The sequence below is a fragment of the Bacillus halotolerans genome (genome assembly GCF_004006435.1).
Lineage (GTDB): Bacteria > Bacillota > Bacilli > Bacillales > Bacillaceae > Bacillus > Bacillus halotolerans.
This window is the reverse complement of sequence record NZ_CP029364.1, coordinates 72,875-94,643: the sequence shown is the minus strand read 5'-3', so window position 1 is coordinate 94,643 and position 21,769 is coordinate 72,875. Positions and strand designations below refer to the sequence as shown.

At 35.0% G+C, this 21,769-nt stretch carries 21 protein-coding genes and 13 pseudogenes; 19 read left to right on the top strand and 15 right to left on the bottom strand.

The features are described from left to right. Window positions 1-557: 557 nt before the first annotated feature. The 3 genes and pseudogenes from DIC78_RS00555 to DIC78_RS22105 form a co-directional block, all read left to right on the top strand. Window positions 558-877 (top strand): annotated as a pseudogene (locus DIC78_RS00555) (Y-family DNA polymerase); the annotation flags it as partial. Between the two features lie 63 nt (window positions 878-940). Continuing rightward, window positions 941-1,393 (top strand): YoqH family protein, encoded by a 453-nt coding sequence (locus DIC78_RS00550; RefSeq protein ID WP_024121513.1) that lies wholly within the window; start codon window positions 941-943, stop codon window positions 1,391-1,393. Between the two features lie 52 nt (window positions 1,394-1,445). After that, window positions 1,446-1,547, top strand: a pseudogene (locus DIC78_RS22105) (hypothetical protein); the annotation flags it as partial. Between the two features lie 32 nt (window positions 1,548-1,579). Here DIC78_RS22105 and DIC78_RS21705 read toward each other — a convergent pair. Together DIC78_RS21705 and DIC78_RS00540 are read right to left on the bottom strand one after the other, a co-directional pair. Then, window positions 1,580-1,810: a membrane protein gene (locus DIC78_RS21705; RefSeq protein WP_024121514.1), complete on the bottom strand. Its 231-nt coding sequence runs from the start codon at window positions 1,808-1,810 to the stop codon at window positions 1,580-1,582. A 342-nt stretch (window positions 1,811-2,152) separates the two neighbouring features. Continuing rightward, window positions 2,153-3,031: a DMT family transporter gene (locus DIC78_RS00540; protein ID WP_127695148.1), complete on the bottom strand. Its 879-nt coding sequence runs from the start codon at window positions 3,029-3,031 to the stop codon at window positions 2,153-2,155. A gap of 101 nt (window positions 3,032-3,132) precedes the next feature. Between DIC78_RS00540 and DIC78_RS00535 the strand changes: the two genes are divergently transcribed. Together DIC78_RS00535 and DIC78_RS00530 are read left to right on the top strand one after the other, a co-directional pair. After that, window positions 3,133-4,005 (top strand): LysR family transcriptional regulator, encoded by an 873-nt coding sequence (locus DIC78_RS00535; RefSeq protein WP_024121516.1) that lies wholly within the window; start codon window positions 3,133-3,135, stop codon window positions 4,003-4,005. A 205-nt stretch (window positions 4,006-4,210) separates the two neighbouring features. Next, window positions 4,211-4,548: pseudogene (locus DIC78_RS00530) on the top strand (SLOG family protein); the annotation flags it as partial. A 325-nt stretch (window positions 4,549-4,873) separates the two neighbouring features. Here DIC78_RS00530 and DIC78_RS00525 read toward each other — a convergent pair. Then, entirely contained in the window at window positions 4,874-5,155 is a 282-nt protein-coding gene (locus DIC78_RS00525) for an LCI fold-containing protein (protein ID WP_024121518.1), read from the bottom strand. A 198-nt stretch (window positions 5,156-5,353) separates the two neighbouring features. On the opposite strand from DIC78_RS00525, the gene DIC78_RS00520 reads away from it, so the two are divergent. Then, the gene (locus DIC78_RS00520) at window positions 5,354-5,575 is read left to right on the top strand and encodes a hypothetical protein (protein ID WP_081638308.1); all 222 of its coding nucleotides are present in this window, start codon (window positions 5,354-5,356) and stop codon (window positions 5,573-5,575) included. Window positions 5,576-5,614: 39 nt separating this feature from the next. Here DIC78_RS00520 and DIC78_RS00515 read toward each other — a convergent pair whose 3' ends face one another. Next, complete coding sequence (locus tag DIC78_RS00515; protein ID WP_101861265.1) at window positions 5,615-5,875, bottom strand: hypothetical protein; 261 nt, start codon at window positions 5,873-5,875, stop codon at window positions 5,615-5,617. A 120-nt stretch (window positions 5,876-5,995) separates the two neighbouring features. On the opposite strand from DIC78_RS00515, the pseudogene DIC78_RS00510 reads away from it, so the two are divergent. Next, window positions 5,996-6,516: pseudogene (locus DIC78_RS00510) on the top strand (hypothetical protein). 89 nt (window positions 6,517-6,605) lie between these two features. Here DIC78_RS00510 and DIC78_RS21505 read toward each other — a convergent pair. After that, window positions 6,606-6,749 carry a hypothetical protein gene (locus DIC78_RS21505; RefSeq protein ID WP_164848131.1) on the bottom strand — a complete coding sequence of 48 codons (144 nt, stop codon included), beginning with the start codon at window positions 6,747-6,749 and terminating at the stop codon, window positions 6,606-6,608. A 129-nt stretch (window positions 6,750-6,878) separates the two neighbouring features. On the opposite strand from DIC78_RS21505, the gene DIC78_RS00505 reads away from it, so the two are divergent. Continuing rightward, on the top strand, window positions 6,879-7,094 hold the full coding sequence (locus DIC78_RS00505) for a hypothetical protein (RefSeq protein WP_127695146.1): 216 nt from the start codon (window positions 6,879-6,881) through the stop codon (window positions 7,092-7,094). On the opposite strand, the pseudogene DIC78_RS00500 reads toward DIC78_RS00505, so the two are convergent. The 3 genes and pseudogenes from DIC78_RS00500 to DIC78_RS00490 form a co-directional block, all read right to left on the bottom strand. After that, window positions 7,083-7,329, bottom strand: a pseudogene (locus DIC78_RS00500) (contact-dependent growth inhibition system immunity protein); the annotation flags it as partial. The gene DIC78_RS00505 and the pseudogene DIC78_RS00500 sit on opposite strands and share 12 nt — an antisense overlap. A 16-nt stretch (window positions 7,330-7,345) precedes the next feature. Then, window positions 7,346-7,642 (bottom strand): RNase A-like domain-containing protein, encoded by a 297-nt coding sequence (locus tag DIC78_RS00495; RefSeq protein WP_240671153.1) that lies wholly within the window; start codon window positions 7,640-7,642, stop codon window positions 7,346-7,348. 123 nt (window positions 7,643-7,765) lie between these two features. Further along, window positions 7,766-8,089, bottom strand: coding sequence for a hypothetical protein (locus tag DIC78_RS00490; protein WP_127695144.1), 324 nt, complete (start codon window positions 8,087-8,089; stop codon window positions 7,766-7,768). 266 nt (window positions 8,090-8,355) lie between these two features. Here DIC78_RS00490 and DIC78_RS00485 point away from each other — a divergent pair, with 266 nt between their 5' ends. From DIC78_RS00485 to DIC78_RS00450, 7 genes and pseudogenes are all read left to right on the top strand, one after another. Further along, the gene (locus DIC78_RS00485; protein WP_240671133.1) at window positions 8,356-9,330 is read left to right on the top strand and encodes an amidase domain-containing protein; all 975 of its coding nucleotides are present in this window, start codon (window positions 8,356-8,358) and stop codon (window positions 9,328-9,330) included. A gap of 675 nt (window positions 9,331-10,005) precedes the next feature. Then, window positions 10,006-10,527 carry a streptothricin N-acetyltransferase SatA gene (gene satA, locus DIC78_RS00480; RefSeq protein ID WP_024121525.1) on the top strand — a complete coding sequence of 174 codons (522 nt, stop codon included), beginning with the start codon at window positions 10,006-10,008 and terminating at the stop codon, window positions 10,525-10,527. Window positions 10,528-10,782: 255 nt separating this feature from the next. Next, window positions 10,783-11,014 (top strand): annotated as a pseudogene (locus tag DIC78_RS00475) (SunI/YnzG family protein). Between the two features lie 724 nt (window positions 11,015-11,738). Beyond that, window positions 11,739-12,281 carry a GNAT family N-acetyltransferase gene (locus DIC78_RS00465; protein ID WP_127695140.1) on the top strand — a complete coding sequence of 181 codons (543 nt, stop codon included), beginning with the start codon at window positions 11,739-11,741 and terminating at the stop codon, window positions 12,279-12,281. Between the two features lie 325 nt (window positions 12,282-12,606). Beyond that, a complete protein-coding gene (locus DIC78_RS00460; protein ID WP_024121536.1) occupies window positions 12,607-12,963 on the top strand; it encodes a hypothetical protein in 357 nt (118 codons plus the stop codon). Window positions 12,964-13,420: 457 nt separating this feature from the next. Beyond that, a complete protein-coding gene (locus tag DIC78_RS00455) occupies window positions 13,421-14,710 on the top strand; it encodes a Na+/H+ antiporter NhaC family protein (RefSeq protein ID WP_101861271.1) in 1,290 nt (429 codons plus the stop codon). A 298-nt stretch (window positions 14,711-15,008) separates the two neighbouring features. Further along, window positions 15,009-15,676: pseudogene (locus DIC78_RS00450) on the top strand (DinB/UmuC family translesion DNA polymerase); the annotation flags it as partial. A 180-nt stretch (window positions 15,677-15,856) separates the two neighbouring features. On the opposite strand, the gene bglS reads toward DIC78_RS00450, so the two are convergent. After that, on the bottom strand, window positions 15,857-16,588 hold the full coding sequence (gene bglS, locus DIC78_RS00445) for a beta-glucanase (protein ID WP_024121540.1): 732 nt from the start codon (window positions 16,586-16,588) through the stop codon (window positions 15,857-15,859). Between the two features lie 114 nt (window positions 16,589-16,702). Here bglS and DIC78_RS21700 point away from each other — a divergent pair. Continuing rightward, window positions 16,703-16,905 (top strand): annotated as a pseudogene (locus DIC78_RS21700) (UV damage repair protein UvrX); the annotation flags it as partial. Window positions 16,906-16,945: 40 nt separating this feature from the next. Here the strand turns inward: DIC78_RS21700 and DIC78_RS00440 are convergent. From DIC78_RS00440 to DIC78_RS00425, 4 genes and pseudogenes are all read right to left on the bottom strand, one after another. Further along, complete coding sequence (locus DIC78_RS00440) at window positions 16,946-17,125, bottom strand: aspartate phosphatase (RefSeq protein WP_127695138.1); 180 nt, start codon at window positions 17,123-17,125, stop codon at window positions 16,946-16,948. Beyond that, complete coding sequence (locus tag DIC78_RS00435) at window positions 17,115-18,251, bottom strand: response regulator aspartate phosphatase (protein WP_106020823.1); 1,137 nt, start codon at window positions 18,249-18,251, stop codon at window positions 17,115-17,117. The genes DIC78_RS00440 and DIC78_RS00435 overlap by 11 nt, the downstream gene beginning before the upstream one ends. 115 nt (window positions 18,252-18,366) lie before the next feature. Beyond that, complete coding sequence (locus DIC78_RS00430; RefSeq protein ID WP_106020825.1) at window positions 18,367-18,576, bottom strand: phage holin; 210 nt, start codon at window positions 18,574-18,576, stop codon at window positions 18,367-18,369. A 794-nt stretch (window positions 18,577-19,370) separates the two neighbouring features. Beyond that, a pseudogene (locus DIC78_RS00425) lies at window positions 19,371-19,734 on the bottom strand (YoqO family protein). A 113-nt stretch (window positions 19,735-19,847) separates the two neighbouring features. Here DIC78_RS00425 and DIC78_RS22095 point away from each other — a divergent pair. Continuing rightward, window positions 19,848-19,955: pseudogene (locus tag DIC78_RS22095) on the top strand (hypothetical protein); the annotation flags it as partial. Window positions 19,956-20,116: 161 nt separating this feature from the next. Here DIC78_RS22095 and DIC78_RS21500 read toward each other — a convergent pair. Next, window positions 20,117-20,266 carry a hypothetical protein gene (locus tag DIC78_RS21500; protein ID WP_164848130.1) on the bottom strand — a complete coding sequence of 50 codons (150 nt, stop codon included), beginning with the start codon at window positions 20,264-20,266 and terminating at the stop codon, window positions 20,117-20,119. 140 nt (window positions 20,267-20,406) lie between these two features. Here DIC78_RS21500 and DIC78_RS00420 point away from each other — a divergent pair. After that, a pseudogene (locus DIC78_RS00420) lies at window positions 20,407-20,789 on the top strand (hypothetical protein). Window positions 20,790-20,887: 98 nt separating this feature from the next. Here DIC78_RS00420 and DIC78_RS00415 read toward each other — a convergent pair. Continuing rightward, window positions 20,888-21,494, bottom strand: a pseudogene (locus DIC78_RS00415) (ATP-dependent DNA ligase); the annotation flags it as partial. Between the two features lie 24 nt (window positions 21,495-21,518). Here DIC78_RS00415 and DIC78_RS00410 point away from each other — a divergent pair. Continuing rightward, a pseudogene (locus DIC78_RS00410) lies at window positions 21,519-21,599 on the top strand (hypothetical protein); the annotation flags it as partial. Between the last annotated feature and the right edge of the window lie 170 nt (window positions 21,600-21,769).

Genomic DNA, 21,769 nt, shown 5'->3' with positions numbered 1-21,769 from the left:
ACATATTTATGGTTCTTGTTCTTATCTCTTTATTTGTTTATGCATTCTCCAATGAATCTATTGGATGGTATGTTAAGATCACTTCTATTGTGATGTTAACTATCTCTTATATTTGCTACGCTTTAATTTCTTTGCAGGAAAAATGGTTCATTTTAACTTTGATTATCTCCTGGCTTGTGATTATTTTTTGGGTATTCTAAATCAATAAGGCTGCCGTTCATACTTCCGCAATAAAAAAGGAAGGTAAACAGCAGCCATCTTTATTATTGTGGGAAACTTGTGTTCTAACAGCAGGAGATGCGAAACATGAGCCAAGGGAGGACAACACTGTGTGGAAAGTTTTAAGATAGTTACTTAAGAAACAGAAAAATCAAAGTTCACTCGATGAAGGTTATTTACAGATTCTGAAAAAGGATATAAATCTAGAATTTAAACAAATGATATTTGAGCTGGAGAGCCTGGGGGAAGTAGTATCCGAAAAGCTGCAAAATAAGTATATAGATGTTTTTAAAGCTCAGGGTAAACCAAATCTTAGCATCAAAGTTTGTAGAGACATAGATGGACAGGGAAGTGTAGTGTTAGCTGCATCTCCTGCACTTAAAAAAGATTTTGGAATCAAAACAGGATCGAGACTTTTTGAGATACCTGAAGATCCAAGAATACACATTGTAAATCCGCAAATGAAGCTTTTCATCAGAGTTTCAACTGAGATTACAAAACTGTTTTACAGATTTGTTCCTGAAAAATGTGTCCACACTTATTCAATTGATGAATCTTTTTTAGATGCAGGAAAAGAAGATCCTGAAGAAATGCCAAAGCAATACAAAGTAGCATGTGGAGAGAGTTTGGCCTGATGTGTACAGTTGGAATTGGTGAAATACATATGAATAATCAATCCAGAAATAAGGAAAATTAACTAAAAAATTGTGAGGAACATTCAATGAAACGATTTATTTTAGTTTTATCCTTATTGAGTATTATTGTTGCCTATCCCATTCAAACAAACGCCAGTCCAATGCCTTGCAGTGTAATACTGGAACCGGTAGATAAAAATTTTAAAAATGCTAAAGGTGTAGCATTAATCTATAAGGTGCAATTGAACCCACCGAGTGCTGCCAGAACCAATATAAGCATTCTTGCTGTCCATCTTCCTGCTCCTTCTTCTTTTGGAACTTACGACAGTTACGAAGGATTTGCTACTAAACCTGGTGAGATTAGTTGGCGGTTTAAACTTTATCCTACTCCTGAGGAAGAGAGCCCTAGTTGGGCGGGAAGATTTGACTTAATTACAGCCGAAATGAAGAATGTTAAAGTTCAAGTACGTCTTTCTAATTCTAGAACTCAACAGTTGGGGCCAAGTGTATTAACGAATAATATTCAATCTTGTGATTAGAAGTTATTTGAGGGCACAACAGTGAAAATAAATTTGGATTGGGTTGAAGTGGATGATTAAATCGATTATTTTGCCTGAAGAGAATACAAAAATAACTGTCGGAAAACCAATAAGCGAAGAATCGATAATGAGCATTGTCGCTGCGGTAATGTATTGGTTCTGGGACTCCACATTCCTTTGTTTAACTTAAATCACGTATTTTACAACGTTCACAACAAGTATAAAGGCCGCTGATCCGAACAACAAATACCCTGACCTTGTTTGTTTATTTGAAAGTGATTCCACTCCCACTAAAACAAAGAGAAGTGCAACTAATACTTGGAGAGAAATCAAGAGGAATTCACTTTGACTATATAGAGAATACACACATAGTATCAAAGCTGCACATGAAATAAAAATTTTTGAAGCTTTAAGCAAAGAACCACTCCTAATGAAGTTTTTATTAAACCTTAACACGTTATATATTATTGGAGAGGCAAAGGGATCAAGATAACGAAGTATTTTAAACAAATTTAAAACAAAAAGAGCATTAAATTACATGCTCTTTTTTTCAATTTCCCCGCATCAGATCCGACCGTCTCATTTGCTCAAGCCGGGTTCCTGATTGAAGCTGTATGAAATAGTTTTAAATTATTTTTTGGATTGATGTATTTGTCGTTTTCGGTTTTATAAAAAACGCTGTATAGAAATCTTTCATTTTCTCTAAAGGCTTTGGAAATTGTTATTACTAAATACCACTCCCGAGAAATGTATATACATTCACACTTTCTGTCGTGAAAATTTAAATGTATTCATAAAGATGCCGCAGCATATCAGCAGTGCGCCGATGATGATGTTTATGGTGATCTGTTCGTGCAATTGCAGCCATCCAAAGAATAGAGCCAATACGGGAACGAACATTAGTGCCATGGATGCTTTTGACGCTTCGATTTGATTGAGTACCCAAAACCATACGACAAATGTAAAGCCGGTGGAAAGCAAACCATTAAACACCAATGACCATATCGCCTGATATGTCCACTCGGCTGAATACACCGGTTCCAATATAAAGGAGAAAACCAATAACATGACGGCTCCCATCAGAAGATGCCAGGCATTCATATGAATGATATCGATATGCTTGAATTGAAGCTTGCTAAACACATTTGCGATTCCCCAGCTAAGCGCTGCCGCAAGGATGCATAGTTCTCCAAATAAAGCGCTTTGATTGACATGCAGCATTTCTTTTCCAAATATAAATAAAAGTCCGAAGAAGCCGCTTATCAGCCCGATCGTTTTATACACATTCATTTTTTCGTTTAATGTAAAATGGCTGATCACCGTAACAAATATAGGCATCGTATACACCAAAACAGAGGTTTTTCCTGAATCAACAAATTGCATTCCATACGTTAAGATCCCCATATAACCCAGACCCATTAGCAGGCTCATGATGATATAGCTTTTGACATGTGCTTTTCCTATTGAAAGTTTCTTTCTTTGAATGAAGAGAATGAGAAATAAAGGAACCGCCCCGATGAACAGGCGCAAAGCCGAAAACAAAAGCGGGGGGAGGTCATGAATTCCAACTTTCATCGCTACCCAAGTATAGCCCCAAATAAGTGTGACAGATATGATTCCCAGCATGACTTTTACCATTATAAAGCCGCCTTTCTTGTTTATATATTCGTGCTGGTTTCTATCATATGTTACATTTATATATAACTGAAATACATTTTTATTATTGGGGGTATAACCAAATGGTTATGAACATGAACCACCTTCACATATTTGTAAAAGTCGGGGAGAAATTGAATATTACCGAAGCGGCAAAAGAATTGTTCATCTCTCAGCCAGCGGTTAGCAAAGCGATTAAAAATCTGGAAAGCTCGCTGCAGCTGAAATTATTGATCAGAGATAAACATCATGGTTTAATGCTGACTGATGTCGGAAAGGAAATTTTGCTGCTGGCGAGGCAAATGAAGGGGATTGAAAGCAAAATATATCAAGTAGCCAACCGGGAAAACAAGCTGTTAAGCGGGAAGGTGAAAATCGGTTCATTTCCTGCTGTTTCAACAAATATCATGCCGCAGGCGATTGCGGCATTCAGATCAAACTACCCGCTGATCCGCATAGAATTGGTCGAAGGGACCTCTGATCAAATCAAAGGATGGGTCGAGGATCGAACGGTTGATATTGGGGTCGCAGCATCTCCATTTGAACCGTTTGACCATCAACTATTGTGCAAAGACTATATGGTGGCTGTCATCCCACCGCAATATGACGAATTAAAACAGGAAAAGCATGTTGACCTCAAAACATATCAAGATGACCTTATTTTTTGCAAAGGCGGTCATGAAATTGCGATGTCAAACACGTTTCAGCGGCACCACATTGAATTAAAGGAAAACTTAACTGTGCAAAATGCCGAAACCTTGATCAATATGGTCAAAAACAACTTGGGCATAGGCATTATTTCAAACTTTACACTGTCATCTGTCCCGCATCAATTGATCAAAAAAGACATCTTTCCGCGGATCACCCGTGATATTGGCGTTATCGCGCATTCTTTTGATGAAATAACGCCGGCGGCGCAAGAGTTTATCAAGGTGTTGAAAGCAGATGTGATTTAAATCCGTACACAAAAAAACATAAGGCGGTCAATCATAAGAAAAAAGCAACAATTCGAACGTTGCTTTTCCCATCACCTTATTGAAACTTTGTGCCCATGGATAAATATGATTATGATTGGAAAAGCCTTTTTTAAAATCAAAAAGCTGTTTAGCTGGGTTAATTATAATCCAGCTTTAAAATTGACATAAGAAGGATGAGTCTATGCCAAACATTATTTTCAAAGAACAAGATAAAGTATGGTCTGCAGATCAAAAAATGTGGTATAAACGTATGCTTGATGTAGCAGATGAGATTATTAATATTGAAGAATTAGATAAATATAAAGTTAGTGGAGATGAACCAGGAGAGTTTTCACCAGCTAAGATGCAAAAACGAAATGAATACATGATTGATCACAGTGAAGCAATAGTAGCTGTTTATGATGGAACTAAAAGTGGCACAAGGACTGCTTAAATTATGCCCAAAGAGCTCATTTAGGGCATCAACTATGGAGGCTTCATCCCGATTATAGCTTTGAATTGGATATATCTTATACACCTTAATAACCCAGCGGGAGATAATAAAGCATTGAATCCTTTTAACTACAGATCTGAACAGAGAGGATATGAGCAAGAATACTATGGGGGTTATTGTAATCAAGTGAGAAACCTTGGTTTAGTACCTATCCCATTTCACAGGTTTCAGGACTTTTTAAGAGAAAGCTACAATTCAACAAGAACAAAGAAGGAAAGAATGAGATTTCTAATTAAGATCACAGAATCACAATAAAAGGATTATTTTATCTAGAGAGGACTGGACAAAATAATCAATAATAATATTGAATAACATTGAATTTAAAAAGGGAGCTAGAAGCCCCCAATTGCGATCTTATATTCGTACACCTTCATAGTGCCCAATCCAATATCCATCTGAAACTTTCGTAATACCTTTTAAATACCAGCGATATCCGCCGTCTTCAAATGAGTTGGCAAAAATACCTGTACTGCTAGGTAAATCCCAAGTGATAGCTTGAGCTTTAAAATCATCACTTGCAACATTAGCTATTCCCTGATCCGGGCTTGGGCTTGTACTTGCAGCGAATGCTGGAGATGCTGAAACAAGTAAACCTACAGATAATGCAATACCTGTTAATGCTTTTTTGTAACTCATGTAAATCCCCCATTCTTATAATTTTTTCTTGCAATTACATTATATGGTTTTGACGGATAGGGAAATAGCGAAATTACTCCCATATATATGGAAATTGTGTGTCGGTTAATGTCGTGATAGATGAGAAGGCAAATGGAGAGATGGATTATAGGATGGAATCATAAAAAATATAGAATAAAAATAAAATAAGTGGAGGTTATATTAGTGATAAAGAGGAATCTTCTTAGAAACCACGTTGATGAGATTATCGGAGAATATTACGCTGCTAAAGGACATTCAGTTCAGAGTATTGATCGCCAAGAAAATGGTCAACTAATTGTTGTTACGCAGCGAGCAGCTAAAGAACAGAAACAAGAAAAAGTCGATATTGCATTTGATTTTGTACATAGAAGACAGCATAAAAAGAAATGCCTTTCTTAAAACAAGAAAAAAGGAGCTAAAAAGCCCCTACCTTTAAATTTAAACAACTTTTGTATAAATAGCCGTATAAAACTGAATTGAGTAATCGAAATAATATCTTGTAAGAGTATAAGTATATCCGTTGTATTCAATAGAAGGCTTGAAGTTTGGTATTGGGCTAAGCTGATATATGGTGTCATAATCATATTCATCACTTTTTACTACCACTTCAGACGAAGAACTTGTTGCCAAGGCAGGAACAGCGGATATTAGCATGCCAAATGTTAAAGCAGAACTCAATAAAATTTTTCGAGGGTTCAATTATATCAACTCCATTAACATTTTATACATTAATTATGAGGTAAATGGAAGTTGCTTTGGAAGTGAATAATGGATCATAAATAGTTAAAATCGTGATTTTAAACAGATAGGAGGAAACGAATGAATCAAGATATTCAGTTTTTAAAAGAGCTTCAGAATGAGTTGAAAACACAAGACAACGATTGTCAAGCTTCACCGCGGTATTGGACAGTCGGTGATTATGAATGGGCTGAAGCTCGGGAGGAAAACGCAGAACGCTATTCTGTATACCTGCCATATATTGCAGAATCATATGTTTTAGATGATTATCTAGAAGAAATAAAAGATGATAGTGAGCTGTCTAAGGAAGCCCTTATAGAGTTGCAAGAAATTGAGGATGACTATGACGATGTCATTGAGTGGATTCAAAAATACATTGATGAAGGAGCAGAACTAATTCCAGAAAGAAAGGTTCACATTATACAACCAGATACAATGTTTTTGACAAAAGCAGAAGCAAAGAGCCACTCAAATTGAATAAGCATCATTATACTTCAGAAGCTCATACGTACGCGATGACATCTTGGAGAGCGCCAAAAGTTGAAAGGTTGCTTAAAATTCTCGAAACGTTTGATTGGAGTTCAATAACGATATCTAAATAAAAGATAGTTTTTAACCAGATAACTCAAGGGTACGCTACCCGCAAAAGATTTAGATTTTACAGGTAGCGAGTAAATTACAGATAGCGTCTTTATAGCCTGAAACGCTGTTTATCTTGAAAGTGATCGGGGTACTTCTTTTTTGGATTAAATGCAAGAAAAATTACAACAGCAATAAAACTATCCAAGCTCTTTTCAAACAACCAATTAAAGAATAAATCAAGTAAATAATTCATAACTATCTCCTCCATTAATTAAAATAAATTTGACATTCAACTTAGTAAGCAACAAAGGTATTTACAATTAACCTATTGGAAATTAAGGTGAAAATTTAAATGGGAAATTAAAAAAAGGGGGAAATTTAAATGACGAAAAGCAATCAAAATGTTCACGTACTGGCTGACGAAACACTTGGCGGCATCAAGCGCGAATATGTAGAGGTCAAAAGAAAGGCAAAAATTGGTGAGAAGGTAATTATCGTAGACGCTGATGTTCAAGACGAGGAACCGTATGATAACGGAGATATTTTCAAAGTAAAAAAAAAGTACGGGGTTTCTGAAACGGCTAGGAATAGGTGGTAATCCAATTGTCGGGAAATATATTTCTGCATTACACTTTATAATGTCTTCCTTTTCTTCTTTAGTTTGATCGCTATTTAGAAACTCTTCGCAATACTTTACTGTAAATAGCAAACCTTCTTTACTAATTTCCCTCAATAAATTCGTCTAATGCGTGTTCAGGGGATCGGATATCTTGATGAAATGTTGCACCTAAAAAATTTTCTAATTCGTCTAAGAAATCATAACTTTCATCCATGATACTTCCTCTCTTTCTATTTGGTTGGATATCCTGTAAGAATAAAGTTACCGTTGTTATCTTTTTTGAGTATAATTTTTGCGTTTGTAACGTTTTCTACTAGTTCTGAATTTCTTGATACACTTCTACCGATTATTTCTCCATCGCCCTTGTATCTTAACATTAATTTAGGTTTTTTAGGATCATCAATCCAATTTTCGATTTTCTTTATATTTTTTGGATCGTTTAAAACTGAATTAGCAATTCTCTCAGCGGTAGCCCTGTCTTTGAAAGTAGATGAAGCTGTAATATGTGGGTTAGGATCAGTTCTCAGTCTTTCTATTAATTCTTCGTCGGTCCTTCCAACGTGTCTTTCAATAAAATAAAAGAAAAAGCAAAACTTGAATCATTATTGAAGTGGCAAAAGACCCTCTCATAGAGAGGGTCTTTTAACTAATTAAGGTGCTGTTCCGCAATCAACTTTGTATTCGTCCTCTGTTACTTTCTTTGAATAACAGAGATAAGGAGTTTGACCAGTTTCACTTTTCCAAGCATTAAATAACATCAAAGAATAAAGACTCCCTGATGATTTGTCACTTTCCCTTTTTTGAAGGATTGTGAAATAGCTTTGGTATGGGTATCCCATTTTATAGATTTCATGTCTTATGGCTCCTTTTTCTGAAGAAGTATTGAAAAAAACTGGTGAAAGGGGAGGCATTAAAATTAATATGATTAATACTGTTGCTAAAATAGATAGCAATATTTTGGTCCTTTTTTTCATTTTTTCCTACTATCCTTTTTTGTATTTGATTTTACGTTTTATTATTCATGTATTTTATGCCATATTTCCGTTGGTGTAAATGTAAAAGTTTCCTATATTCTGAAAACATGGATGGTGTTAAGAAAAAAGTTCTGTTGACTTCTTTATTTTGTTGCCTGTTGCCTTTACTGATTTTGTCGAATCATGTATTTGCCGCGTCTTCTGAAAATGAAGAAAAAGGTAGAACGTATGTATCAAATGACATTGGTATGAAAGAGCTTAATACAATGTTAGAACAACAAAAAAGAGATTTTGAGAACAGTGAGCCTTTTGCTCATAAAGATGTTTCAAAATTAACTGATTCTGATGAAGGTGTTTTGTTGTATTATGCTTTCACCACAGTTGACAAACAAAAGCTGCATGAATTTACATATAAAATTAGTGATGTCACTACTTATGAAGAAAACAATAAAACATTTGTAGAGGCCTATATTGTTAGAAACTTTGTTTTTGGTGAAGAAAAAGTAGATACAGGGTTAGGGGACAATATTAAATTAGAGATTTCTAATAATAATGTTTCCAAGAAACAAAGTCTTTCATCAGAAAGCAAAGTGGCACCTAAGACAAAAAAATCTTCTACGCTTCATTATGAGAATGAAGGTGACGATTCGTCAAATATAAAATTGGATGAGTTTTTAAAGAATTACAAGCAAGAAATTGAAGAAAATAAGGAACTGTCAACGCAACAAAAATCTGAAAAAAAGATCAACGGGGCGGAAGTCTCTGCATCTGCTGTAAAAGGATATAATCGTTGGAAAGCCATGGAATACGCTGACAAATATGCTTTTTCTCCAAATGAAAATTATAAATATTATAAAAATGGAGACTGTACTAACTTTGTATCTCAGGCTTTAAGAGCGGGTTCAATGCCTTATTTCAAAGAGTGGAAGCCTTATACAAATGCATGGATTAATGCAGGTTCTTTTAGAAACTATATTTTAGAACCTGGCGGCATAAAAATGAAAACTGTAAAAGACGTTTATACGAATGTTGAGCTTGGTGATGTATATCATTATGATACTAGGAATAAAATAGGTCTTCCTCGTTCTGATGGTTGGATGGAGCACACTGCTATTGTTACTAGCCGAGCTAATAATAAGATTCTTGTGAGTTACCATACTACCAATAGACACAATGTCCCTAGAGAGTATTACACTTCCAAAGAGGGTGGAAAACGTTACGCAAGTAGCATCCGTATGTAATTAAGATTTTTGATTTGATGAAAATTATATAATTTTAGGACGTGGTGGCGCTGTTGGACTTTTCATTTCCAAAATCGCCACCACTTTTTTTGTTTAGTGGCTGCGTGATATATCAAAATATCAAAAATAATCAATTATAAAAATGGAAAAGGGGAAGCCCGAGAAAATGCATATTTTTCATAAAGAAAAAGCCAACATTTACCTTCCATGTCCAAGCTCTTTTTAACAAGTGTTTGGTATAATTATCACAGGTAAAATAAACCGCTTTTAAGGACTTTCCGCCTAATTGAAAGAAATTATATAGTACATGTATGTTGTTAATTCTTTTGCTAATGAGCTGCTGAATTAAATTCTTATGTTTTTGTTTCCCCGAATATTTCTTCTCCCTTATGCATCCCTGTTTCAAGTAAAGTTTTTCAGAAGATGCAGTACAAATAATGATCTTGTCTGTGATATATCAGCCACTATAGGCCTGAGAGTTCCCTCACATACTCTCTGGCTTCTTTTATAAAAACTGTTTTCGCAAGGGGTTATTGATTCATCCTATAAATGACATATAATAGAATCTAGGTGTTCTTGAGCAAAAGAGGCAGAATAAATGAAAAAAGTCGAAGTGAAAATAACGATATAATACAAGTTGTACTACAAATCAATTTCGATTGGAGGCAGATTGATGTGATAATTAAAATGACTCAATTTAATATGAAGGATTTTAATAAACCAAACGAAAGTTTCATTGTATCAGGTAGAATTATCCCAACATTTAAAAACAATGTTTGGAAATATACAGAAGAGATATTTTCTGAACCTTATTTCAAGAAATATGAAGATGATGAAATTGATATCAGTTATATTCAAGAAGAGGAGAAAGCTGTATTTTTTTATTACGTTGAAAACAACTGCGTTGGTCGGATTAAGCTTCGTTCTAATTGGAATGGATATGCACTAATTGAAGACATTGCTGTTGCAAAAGATTATAGAAAAAATGGTGTTGGGACGGCATTATTAAATAAAGCTATTGAGTGGGCAAAGGAGTATAACTTTAGTGGTCTTATGCTTGAAACACAAGATATTAATGTTTCAGCTTGTCATTTTTATGCCAAAAATAACTTTGTAATAGGTGCAGTCGATACTATGCTTTATTCAAACTTTCCAACAGCAAATGAAAATGCAATTTTTTGGTACTATAAATTTTAGTTTTAATAAATGCATTTCAATTATTTGAGAGAATTTGATGTATCGCCTTGTTGAAATGATGGACCATCAAACGGCGGTCTTTTTATTCCCTTCAAGAATTCCACTGTGGTTTTATTTTTTGGGCGCTAGAATAAGCATATGGTCTTTTATTTGCCTTTTCATAAATATAGTCCACAGCATGTTCTTTTTTCAGTCTATGTTTGATCAGATCATGTTAAAATTTCACTGAATTCAAGTCAAAAAGGGAATGTGTTTATGCTGGGAATCAAAGTTGAAAAATCAAAAGAAAACTTAATAATCAATTGGCAACTATTCAAAATGGAAATTTCAATCAAAGAAATTAACGATGTATTTCTTGGCCAAAAAAATTGGGTTTCCTTATGGATCTACGGATAGGGTAGTGATTAAAACAGCAAATAGCACTTATATTTTGTTCATCACTAATGCTGCTTCAATAATGAATAAAATCGCATTCTTTGAATCTTAATCAGTATGTCAAAGTAAGTTGGTGAGACTATATGTAATTTCTGAATAAAATTCTTCTTTTATTTAGAAAAACCATAACAAAAAAGATAGAAGGTGGAACCTCCTATCTTTTTATCCTCCCTATTCTTATGAACTCGCCAATTAAAGAGCCAACAATGAAAATAACCAGTGGAATCACAGTAAACTTGTTCCCCAGTACCCCCATGTAAACGAAATAGCACGCACATAAAACAAGGAACAAAAGGATATATCTTTTTATTATCCTATTAATAACTGTTGTTTTTTCTTGTTGCATATTTTCACCTCGTTTTTATGGCCGACAACTTGCCGGTATTGGTCTGCTTCCAAAGAATTTAGCGCTGTCTGCTGTTCTTAGGACTTTCTTTCTTGACGAGTCTTCATAGAATTTTGTTCTATTGGCATAAGGATATGCATTACATTTAAAGGCATAACGATACTGGAATACCGTATAATATGCAGTTGTTTGTGTACCTGCTAAAAATGATACAATACTTAGTATGACATTGTAAGGTGCTTTTTTGAGACTGCGGCGATTGCTGCGGTAGCAACACCAACTGAAACTCCCTTCAAATTGTATTTATAATTGTATTTACCCATGTATTTTCCACCTGGGGGAATCTTCATAGTTGATGTATTTGAGGGTGATAAAATTCCATCTTCTTGCTTGATCAGATTATCGATAAATTTGAATTAGGAGATTACAAATGCAAAAAATTGAAACCCACCGATTAATTTTAAGAAATTTTTGCGAGGCAGATTCTCAAGGCTTGTTGGAATATTCGGCTAATCCAAGAGTAAACTGCTTTCTTGATGACAGAATTTCTACGTTAGAAGAAGCTGTCTTAAGAGTGCAAAAAAGAAGCAAAGATGACTCTTATATTGCAGTCTGCTTAAAAGATAGTGATGATATAATAGGAGAACTATTTTATTTTAAAGAAGAGCCAGATACCTATTGTATTTGTTGGAATTTCAATGCTCAATTCGAAGGGATGGGATACGCAAGTGAAAGTGCGAAGGCTTTCTTAAAGTATCTCTTTATGCAAAAAGGAGCAAGAAGGCTTTATGCATATGTTGAAGATGATAACTATAGGTCTCAAAAATTATGTGAAAGATTAGGTATGCGTAAAGAAGGTTATTTTCTTGAATTTATTTCATTTACTAAATACGAGGATGGAACACCTAAATATGAAAACACTTTTCAATATGCATTGCTAAAAAAAGAATGGTTAAAACAACAGCCCAGTTAATAGAATTTAGGGGGAATAGTCTCTCTCTTTTCACCCTAAAGTTTATGAAGAAATATACTTAAATAAAACGGGGAGCTATAAGGAGACTTATACGAATTAAACACAATGTTAAAGTATTGTTGCTTTTCCGAGTAAGCATCCTCAATCTAAATAAAATAATGGTTATAAAACAAAAGTTTGCAAATTAGGGAGAGAACATGCTTAATGCAGGTTCTTTTTTTATTCAATTATTAAATCATTTGAATAATTGTCGATATTTAACATGTGTAAAGATGGAAAGGGTGCTCTAAGATTATAAAAAGCTCTGAAAGGATTGTGGTTATCGGTGGTAAATGTAAACTCAAGTGATCTTATTTATGATCCAAAATTCTTAGCATTTTGCAGTTTGGCTACTGAAGGGTATGGAGGGAATAATCCAACTCCTTCATCCATTAGTTTTAGTGAATTCTGTGAAAAACTTGAGAAAAATGAGGTAGTTGAACCCGAGAATAAAAAAAGCTCACTTGACATAAATAAGTCTTTAGATTATTGGAAATCTAGATTAAATGGTGGAGGTAGTCTTTCTGCAATGGATTTGAAGGTATTAGATATTATTAAAAAAGCTTACAACTTAGGTATGGTTAACAAAGATAACATGTTACTACGTAACGAAGCAATTAGTGCTTACAAGAACTCAATTTGAATATGAAAATAGCGCCCTTTTAATTATTGAATTTATTTTCTTGTATATGCTCCTCATGTTCTCTGATGCTGCTATGTCTTGTTTGAATAACAATTGCTATGACCGCAGATTAAGTTGGTGCATAAAGAGGAAGGGTATGAACCCTTTACTTTTTATATTAGTATTATTGATAATAGCTAAAACAGTTTTTATGGCCAGTATCGTTGCGTGTTGCCATCTTCCCCCTCAAACACCCCTCATCAAACAGTTGTATTTGTATATGGAACTTTCCAAATAATCTGTTGATGAAAGTGTTATTTCCTCTTCTTGAAAAATCCTTCTTTCTTTTCTGTTTTTAATTTAATAATTACTATACTATTTTTACGCTTGACTTTTTTACTGTAGCCTTTTAAAGTATGGAATGTTGTTTAGACTATGTTTAACGACTTTGATACTGAAATTAAAGGTGGCTACTTAGATGAAACAAAATGGAAATCCTTGGGCGCTATTGCCACTAGTCTTATTTGTAGGCCTTTTTGTCGGCTCTGGTGTATTGACTGGAGATTTCTATAAATTGCCGATATTGATTGCGGCAATTATAGCATCAGCTTTCGCGCTTTCATTTAACCAGAAGCAATCTCTCAATCAGAAAATAGAATGGTTTGCTTCCGGGGCGGGACATCCTGATATTATTATGATGGTTATCATTTTTATATTAGCGGGTGCTTTTGCTTCTGCAGCTGAGACGATGGGAGCGGTACACTCAACCGTCAACCTTGCTTTGAGCATTATTCCGAAGCAGTTTATACTGCCAGGGCTATTTATCATTGCTTGTTTTATTTCTGTTTCGATGGGAACATCGATGGGGACGATTGCCGCAGTTGCTCCAATTAGCGCCGGTTTGAGCGGAGAACTTGGTTTGTCTACTGCAATCGCTATTGCAGCTGTTGTCGGCGGAGCTATGTTTGGAGATAATCTTTCTTTTATTTCGGACACCACCATCGCGGCAGTACGGTCACAAAAAACACAAATGATGGATAAATTTAAAACGAATTTTTTGATCGTTTTGCCTGCTGCTATCATAACTATCATTTTATTATTTTTTATACCGACAGGACACGTAGGACATACCGGAGCTGAATCTTACAGCTGGTTTAAAGTACTTCCTTATGTTGCCGTGTTAGTCTTTGCGTTAATTGGTTTTAATGTGGTGGCTGTCATTTTTGGAGGGTTGATCTTAACAGGAATTATAGGGTTTGCAAGCGGCAGCTTGACGCTTGAGTCTTATTTTAAAGCAATTACGGATGGAATTGCCGGAATGTCTGATCTTATCATCCTTTCAATGTTAATTGGCGGAATGGTCGGCGTCATGAAACAAAACGGAGGGATTGACTTTTTGGTGGGATTCATTTCCAAAAGAATCCATTCGAAAAAAGGTGCTGAAGCCGGTATTGCCGGATTGGTCAGTGTTACTAACCTAGCTACTGCCAATAATACGATTGCTATTATTGCAGCCGGACCGATAGCCAAAAATATCTCTGATGAATTTAAAATCGATAATAGAAAGTCAGCAAGTATCTTAGATATCTTTTCCTGCGTGATACAAGGCTTAATTCCTTATGGCGCGCAGATGTTATCGGCCGGGAAGTTTGGGAATATTTCACCTGTCAGCATCTTGCATTACTCTTTCTATCCTGTTTTAATCGGGATCTGCGGCATCATAGCAATTATATTCGGACTGCCAAAATTCACAAGAAATGAGAAATAAATATAAAAAAAGGTACCAAACGGTACCTTTTTCTTTTTTACCAAAATTCGTAAAAACATATAGAAATGATGAAAAAGGAAGATAGAGAGTGTAATGAAAACAAGCTTTCACAAGGGTTTTAAAGCTCTTGTTATTTTTTATGTCTTCTAATTTTTAGAGGTTTATTTATTTGGAGACGTGTAGATTGTTTTAAGGAAGGATCATTCGAGGATATGGAATAGCATTACCAGCATTTACATCGAACCTTTGTTCTATTGATATTGGATCAATAAAGGAGCGAGACAAATTGCTTCATTCGTTGTCTAAAATGTGGGGGATAGGAGGGAGGATAGAAAGAAACCTGAACCGAATGGAGATATCGACTGTAGACCAGTTAGCCAAGTTTCCCTTAGAGCTGCTTGAAAAAAGTTCGGAATAAAGGGTAACAAGTTGTGCTACCATGATCACGGAAATTGATTTATCAGAAATTGGTGCTCCTTTGATGCAGAGGCAAATTAGTTTTGGTAAGAGTCAGATTTTTCTGAGGGAGTATACAAAGAGGGAAGGATTAAAGCTGTTCTCTTGGAGATTTGCAAGAAGGGCACGTACACATAACAAAGTTGGTCGAACAATAAGCTTGGGGATTGGTTACAGTAAGGATGAGCTTGGGGGGAATTTCATCGATCCAAAACAATTGATCTTCCCACAAATATCACGATGGACTACAGATGCTGCTTGATGCTCTTTCATAAGTTTTACTCAGGTAAGACAGTGAGAAGTATCTCGGTTACGTTATCAAATATTGAAGATGAAGTTAATCAACAGTTGAGTTTATTTGAAGTGGATAATGAAAAGAGAAGAAAGCTTGGATTCGTTATGGATGGGATTAGAAGCAAATATGGCTCGAAAGCGATTCTGAGAGCAGTTTCTTATACACCTGCAGGAACTGCGCTTCACAGATCTAGGCTTACTGGTGGGCATAAGTCATCACAAAAAGTGACTAAAAATATAATCGTTTTTTGTTATCATTTAGTTAAGAAACTAACTCATATAAATTTAAACTTCTATTTGCTCTTCAGTTTCACTATAGGGAACGCCAACAATTTTCTCATTACAATCATAAGAGCCTGGCTATATTGAGGCTGCAGGCTCTTATCACATATGGTATTATTTTTTTGTATAACGCACCCAGTCGTAATGAGCGTATAGCGGTGTTACACCATTGTAGGAACCGAGCCATTCATCTACACCCGTACCATTCCACAAGTTCATCATGATCTTTCCTGGTGTTGTCGGAATTTGGCTTGTCGCAGTATGTTTTAATTGCCCATCGACATACCATTTAATAGAGTTTGGCTGCCAATCGAACGCATACGTATGATTGGCATTGGCTGCATCAAATCCGAGATCCACAATCTTCTCATGGTTTCCTACACCATTTGTATAATAGTTAAATTGAACCTTTGTTGTGTCTTTTCCTAAAAATTCGATATCAATCTCATCCCAAGGAGTTCCATCCGTTGGACCTGTGTAGGTGAAGAACGATGAAACGATCCCTGTGTTTTTAGCTGGTTTCATTCTGACTTCATAAAGTCCATAGCCATATGTTTGAACAGAGCGGTTTTCCCCGCAGTCAAACTTGTTATAAGATGGACTTGTTAGCGCCAAACGCATTTCACCTAATGACGTCACTGATACGTTATTTGCACGCCAAGTGCAATTGAACATATTTCCATTCGAATAACCATTTGCTTTTTGCCATAATCCGGAGTTATAGCTGTTAAAAGGGTCAAAAAACGATCCGCCGGTTTGAGCCGAGGCAGTAGAAGTGACTGCAGACAAACTCATAAACAATCCAGTGATAAAAAGCAACAACACTCGTTTCATACGATTAGACATGTTGGTATCCCCTTTCTTTGAAAGCGTTTTCTATATCGATCATACATGATTCTTTTAAAAGGGAACATCAGTCAAAATAATGATAATAACAATCTTCTTACTAGAATCATGTAAGTAAGAAGTATCTCAGTTATTCTGTCTAATATTGAAGATAACTCTAATCAGCAAATAAGCCTATTTGAAAGAAGAAAGCTCGGGTTTGTAATGGATGGGAAAGAAACAAATTTGAATCGAAAGCGATCCTGAGAGCAGTTTCTTATACACCTGCAGGAACTGCGCTTCAGAAAGCAGGTCTAACTGGTGGACATAAATCGTAAAAATAACCCCTTCAAAATTTGAAGGGGGAATGATACATATTTAAGAAGTATGACCTCTACTAGCAACTTCAAATGAATGTCCATCAGTGAAATAACCAATACTTGCTGTATGCCCTCTACGTGCTTCTTGGACCTCTTTTTGAGTGTTAGTTAAATAAATGCTGACAAATCCAATTAAAACAATGGCTAAAATAAAGACAGATGCATGCTTAAGTTTCATAAAGACAATCCCCTCTCTGAATTTGTTTACGGGCATAAAGCACTTTCTCATAAAAAACATTAGCTACTTTATGGTCTTCTTTTTCATTATAATACTTCGCTGCATCTGAGGCTAAATCCTCCACGTCTGAAAGCATTGATTTCGATTCTAAATAATTTAGAATCGAATTTAATTTTTCTTTGTCGTCATCAACATGTAAGGCATTAATGAATTCAAACATTTTAGCCATAATTTCATCATTTAAATTCTTGGACAAAGACAGACCATGTGCACACCAAGAAATTGCTTCTGATTGATTCCTCATTTTAAATGTGGTTTTTGATAACATTAACAAGATATCTAATAAACGATTTGAATGCTCGTACCCGTTGTTTTGGTATACTAGTATACCTTCTTTAAAGTACTCAGCTGCCTTTTCATAAACTTCCTCAGCAAATGAACATAAGCCAAGGTTATATAGGGACGAACCGATTAAACGTGGCATGTCGATTTCTCTTGCTTTGTCTAGAGCTTCTTTAAAATGAGGAATCGCTTTTTCAGGATATTCCATATCTAAATAGTTAAGTCCAATAACAAACGAACATTGAATAACCCTTACAGTATAAGTTTCATGTGCTTTATAACTTTCTATTGCTTGAACAATATGATGCATCGACATATGTGTCTGCTTCATATGATAATAAATCTCTGCAACTTTGTAGTGGAATTCTGCTCGCTCTATCTCATCTGCGACAAGTGATAGCTTTTTCTCGGCTTGCTTATAGAAGCTTATGGCATTAAGATATTCGTACTGTTCAAATTCATACATACCCCGGAAAAAGTTAAAATAATATTCAAGAATTCCCTTCAAATCAGTTTGGTTACTTTCGATCTTTTCTAATAAGTCTGAAATTTTAGGGCGTTCTTCGTTCATTGTGTTGGGTTCAAGGTAATCCAGCATCAATTGGTGACGAAAACACATGAGAGAATAGTACAACAATAAATCTTGGTCTTCTTTCATATGCCTTATTTCTTCCTCGACCTCAGCTTTCAATATTTCCGAATCTGGGACACTAAACAATCTTATGTATTTATACCACTCATTTATTTTCACTCCGACTTTAGAAGAAGAGATCATTTGCTCCAAGACAAGCCCTCCTATATTAAATATGTAATATTTTATCATATTTAAATGAATAAGGAAGATTAATGTTATCTTAAAAACGAAAAAATACCCTCCTCAATTAAGAGAACGTAGGGGTTTATTGTGCAGATTCGTCATCCATTGCTTGTTCACTGTCAGAAATGCCTTGAGTTGTGGGGTCAACCACAATTCCTATTGCAATTAAAAAAGTTAGAAGTGCATTAAATTTCTCTGTCAAATTGTCAACAAATACAATCAAGTCATATATCGTACGGAATAACATGCTTATCGTAAAAATTAAAAAAGATTTTAAAAAGGCGATAAACATAAGGACATTTGCTAATTGGATTGGTGAATAGGGATTAAACGAACGTAAAACGTAAGAGGGAGTAGAGGGAAGTAGGCTGCTTTAAGTAAATATTGAAGAAAAAGAGGGAATTTTAAGAGAGAAAAACATTGGCACTATGCGGTTTTACGATAGCGATTTTACGATATAAAATAGGGTGATTTTGAGGCGGAATTAGGAAAATGAAAATATTTGGGTAGGGTGTGGAAATGGCAGTGCTATAGACACGTTTGTTCTTGTTTTTGAGTATTTAGATGTAAATATGCCCCCATATATTTCGTAGTTAAATCCCGATATAATAGCTCTAATACCTGCATTTTAGTTATATATAATGGATATGATCTAATGTTTTATGAGCGCTTATATAAATGTGAAAATCAAGAATGTTTTTTAAAAAAACAAAATGATTTCTGGCTTGAGTAGAGACAGATATCTATGTATTTGATCGTTTTCGTAACAGGAAAGATTAAAACGAACACTTATTTTATACTTTTATAAGAAATAGTTGTTCTGATGAAGCACTGCATATATTCAATCTTGTCTTTAATAATGAAGATGGAGAGTCCATCGTTTTTCATATATGTAGGCTTGAATTTTAAAGACGAACTTATACAGCAATCACATCAATGGTATGATCAAGTACTTATATTGCAGCTAAGGGTGAATCAGTCGAGACCATAACAGAAAAGAAGGAATTAGGGAAAGTTGATATTGCATTTGATTTCATACATAAGATACCAACAGAAAGAGGCACTTAGCATAAAAAAGGCAAAGAGTTAAAACTCTTTACCATGAGGTGTTTTCCTTAACCGATTCGCAATAAGCTTCATTAAGTTTACTGCAATAGATACCAAAACAATGATCAAAGCGATCTCAAGTAAGATGATAAGTCCAATATTTAAGTTTAGCCTCTCAAAGTAATCACCGATAAAGGAAAGGAGTTGATAAATACCTAGCATTAGAGCTATAAAGATTGCTCCTAAGACAATTAGAGAAATCCTTGGCATGTTCAAAATTATAAATGATTAAGAATAAAAATAGAAAAGCCATAGCAATCTCATGAGTCAACGAATCACTTGCTGAAAACCCTTGCACAATTAAGGAAACAATTAATCCAATTATTCCGATTATTTTATTCAAGACATCACCTGCTTTGTATGATCCTAGGTGTCAGATTACCAATTAAAGGGGAATTTCTCAAGACGATGTACTTTAAAGTTAACTTAAAATCGTGATTCCAAGGAGCGAAGATAATGAACGCTTATGTAGTCGATGAAAGCAAGAATAAATGTATTTATGTAGGAACTGAATAAGCAGCTGCTTTAAATAATGAATTTGAAAGCGAAACAAGAGTAAGGGTTTGATTCGGAGGCAATCACATAAAAACATTTGAGAAAGAACTGTTAGATACTATACGACAAGTTGAACAAGTCTAAATAAAAGATAGTTTTTTAACTAAACATATAAGGATGGATCGTTATCGGAAAAACACACGTATCGATAACGATCATAGAAGGATGATTTAGTTTCTATGGCGGCGCCTCTCTTCGAAGTGATCATGATACTCATTCTGTTTTGATTTGGACTTGAATACAAACCAAATTACAGCAGCCAGTGTATAATCCATGACTTTATCAAAAGTCCAATTCGCAAAATCCAGAAGAAATTTCATTACATTTCACCTCGAGACAAAATGTAATTGAAAGATAGAAACTAAAAAGGTTAAAAAAAATTACATTAGAATCAAAATAAAATATTTATTTTATTGAAAGAGGGTAAGGGAAGGGCTAAAGGGAAGGGCTAATTAAACGCATGAATGATATTAATGACCTGATAAAGCTTATCGCAAGCATTGATCGTCGAACTTTCTATAGCAAAGAAAACATCTCAGGACAATCCAATCAAAAAGCGTATTTCAAATTCAGGACACAGCTATTCTTTGTTGATAAATACACGGGAGAAGACGTTTATCCGTATGAATTACGCCACGATCCAAACGGCTTTTCACACGGAGGTAACGTGTGGCAGCTGATCAATAGTTTTAGAGAATCATCATAACAGGGAACTGTGGCGAGCTGAGGGATTATAAAGAAATATGGGCGTACAGCTATGAGGGATGTATGAAAATTCGCAATAAGGGAAAGGAGATTGGATTTGTAGAAAGTATCGTTTACCCTTATAGCTTTGATGAATAGATGAAAACTAAATAAACTAATTAAACCATGTACTAAATTTTCATCAAGCTTTATAGGGCTTGGCACTAAGGAGTTATGTAACGGAGAGTTTATACTCTTCAGGATTCGAAGGAAGGTATGCGGAGTTTACCGTGTTTAGTCTTAAATCTATGCTTAACCTTACATTAGATAGGCTCAATAAATACATATTCATCAGATTCAGAATTTACTTGTTTCATAGAGAGGAACTTACTTCGTTCTGCATGTGGCATGAATTCCATAAATCCAGCTGAAGTTCCATCGGGATAGGATAGAAGGAATTTTATATCCTTCTTGGTGTAGCCGATTATGAGAACTTCAGTGTAATCATAATTTATCACTTTCAGCCAATTGTGTGAACGTTTATTGATTTCATAAGGAGAGTCAGCTTTCTTGAGCACGATTCCCTCTAATTTTTTTATTTGGCCAAGGTAAAGTAAGTTAGTCCGTTACCTTGAAATTCCTTCGATAACAAAGACATTAGGATGATTCAGTTCAAGTGAATTCAAAACTGTCTTACGCACAGTGAGCGGCTTAGAGGCAATTGACTGACCGTCTTTGCAGATAACATCGAAGACACAGTAAACAATCTTATGAGCTGGATTTTTTGGACATGATATGTTCCATTACAGCTTCAAAGTCAGGAGCACCTTCTGGGGCAGCTACAATGACTTCACAATCTCTAATGTATATCTCCTTTAAACGAAATGGTTCGAATGGAGGTTAATTACAGATATTACTCCATCAGATTTAGAAACAAGAATTGTGATTCTGCGAAAAAAGGATCAGGCTAGGCGGAACAAGACCACTTATAATATAATTTTTTAGGTATTTGTAATTAAATTACAAATATTCTTAATATTTGCTTGTGAATTCGTGATATTATATTGAAGGGGACGATCAAAAGCTTTGGGGCGTAGTAATTAAGGATGTTTTAAATAGATACGAGTGCTACCTCATGT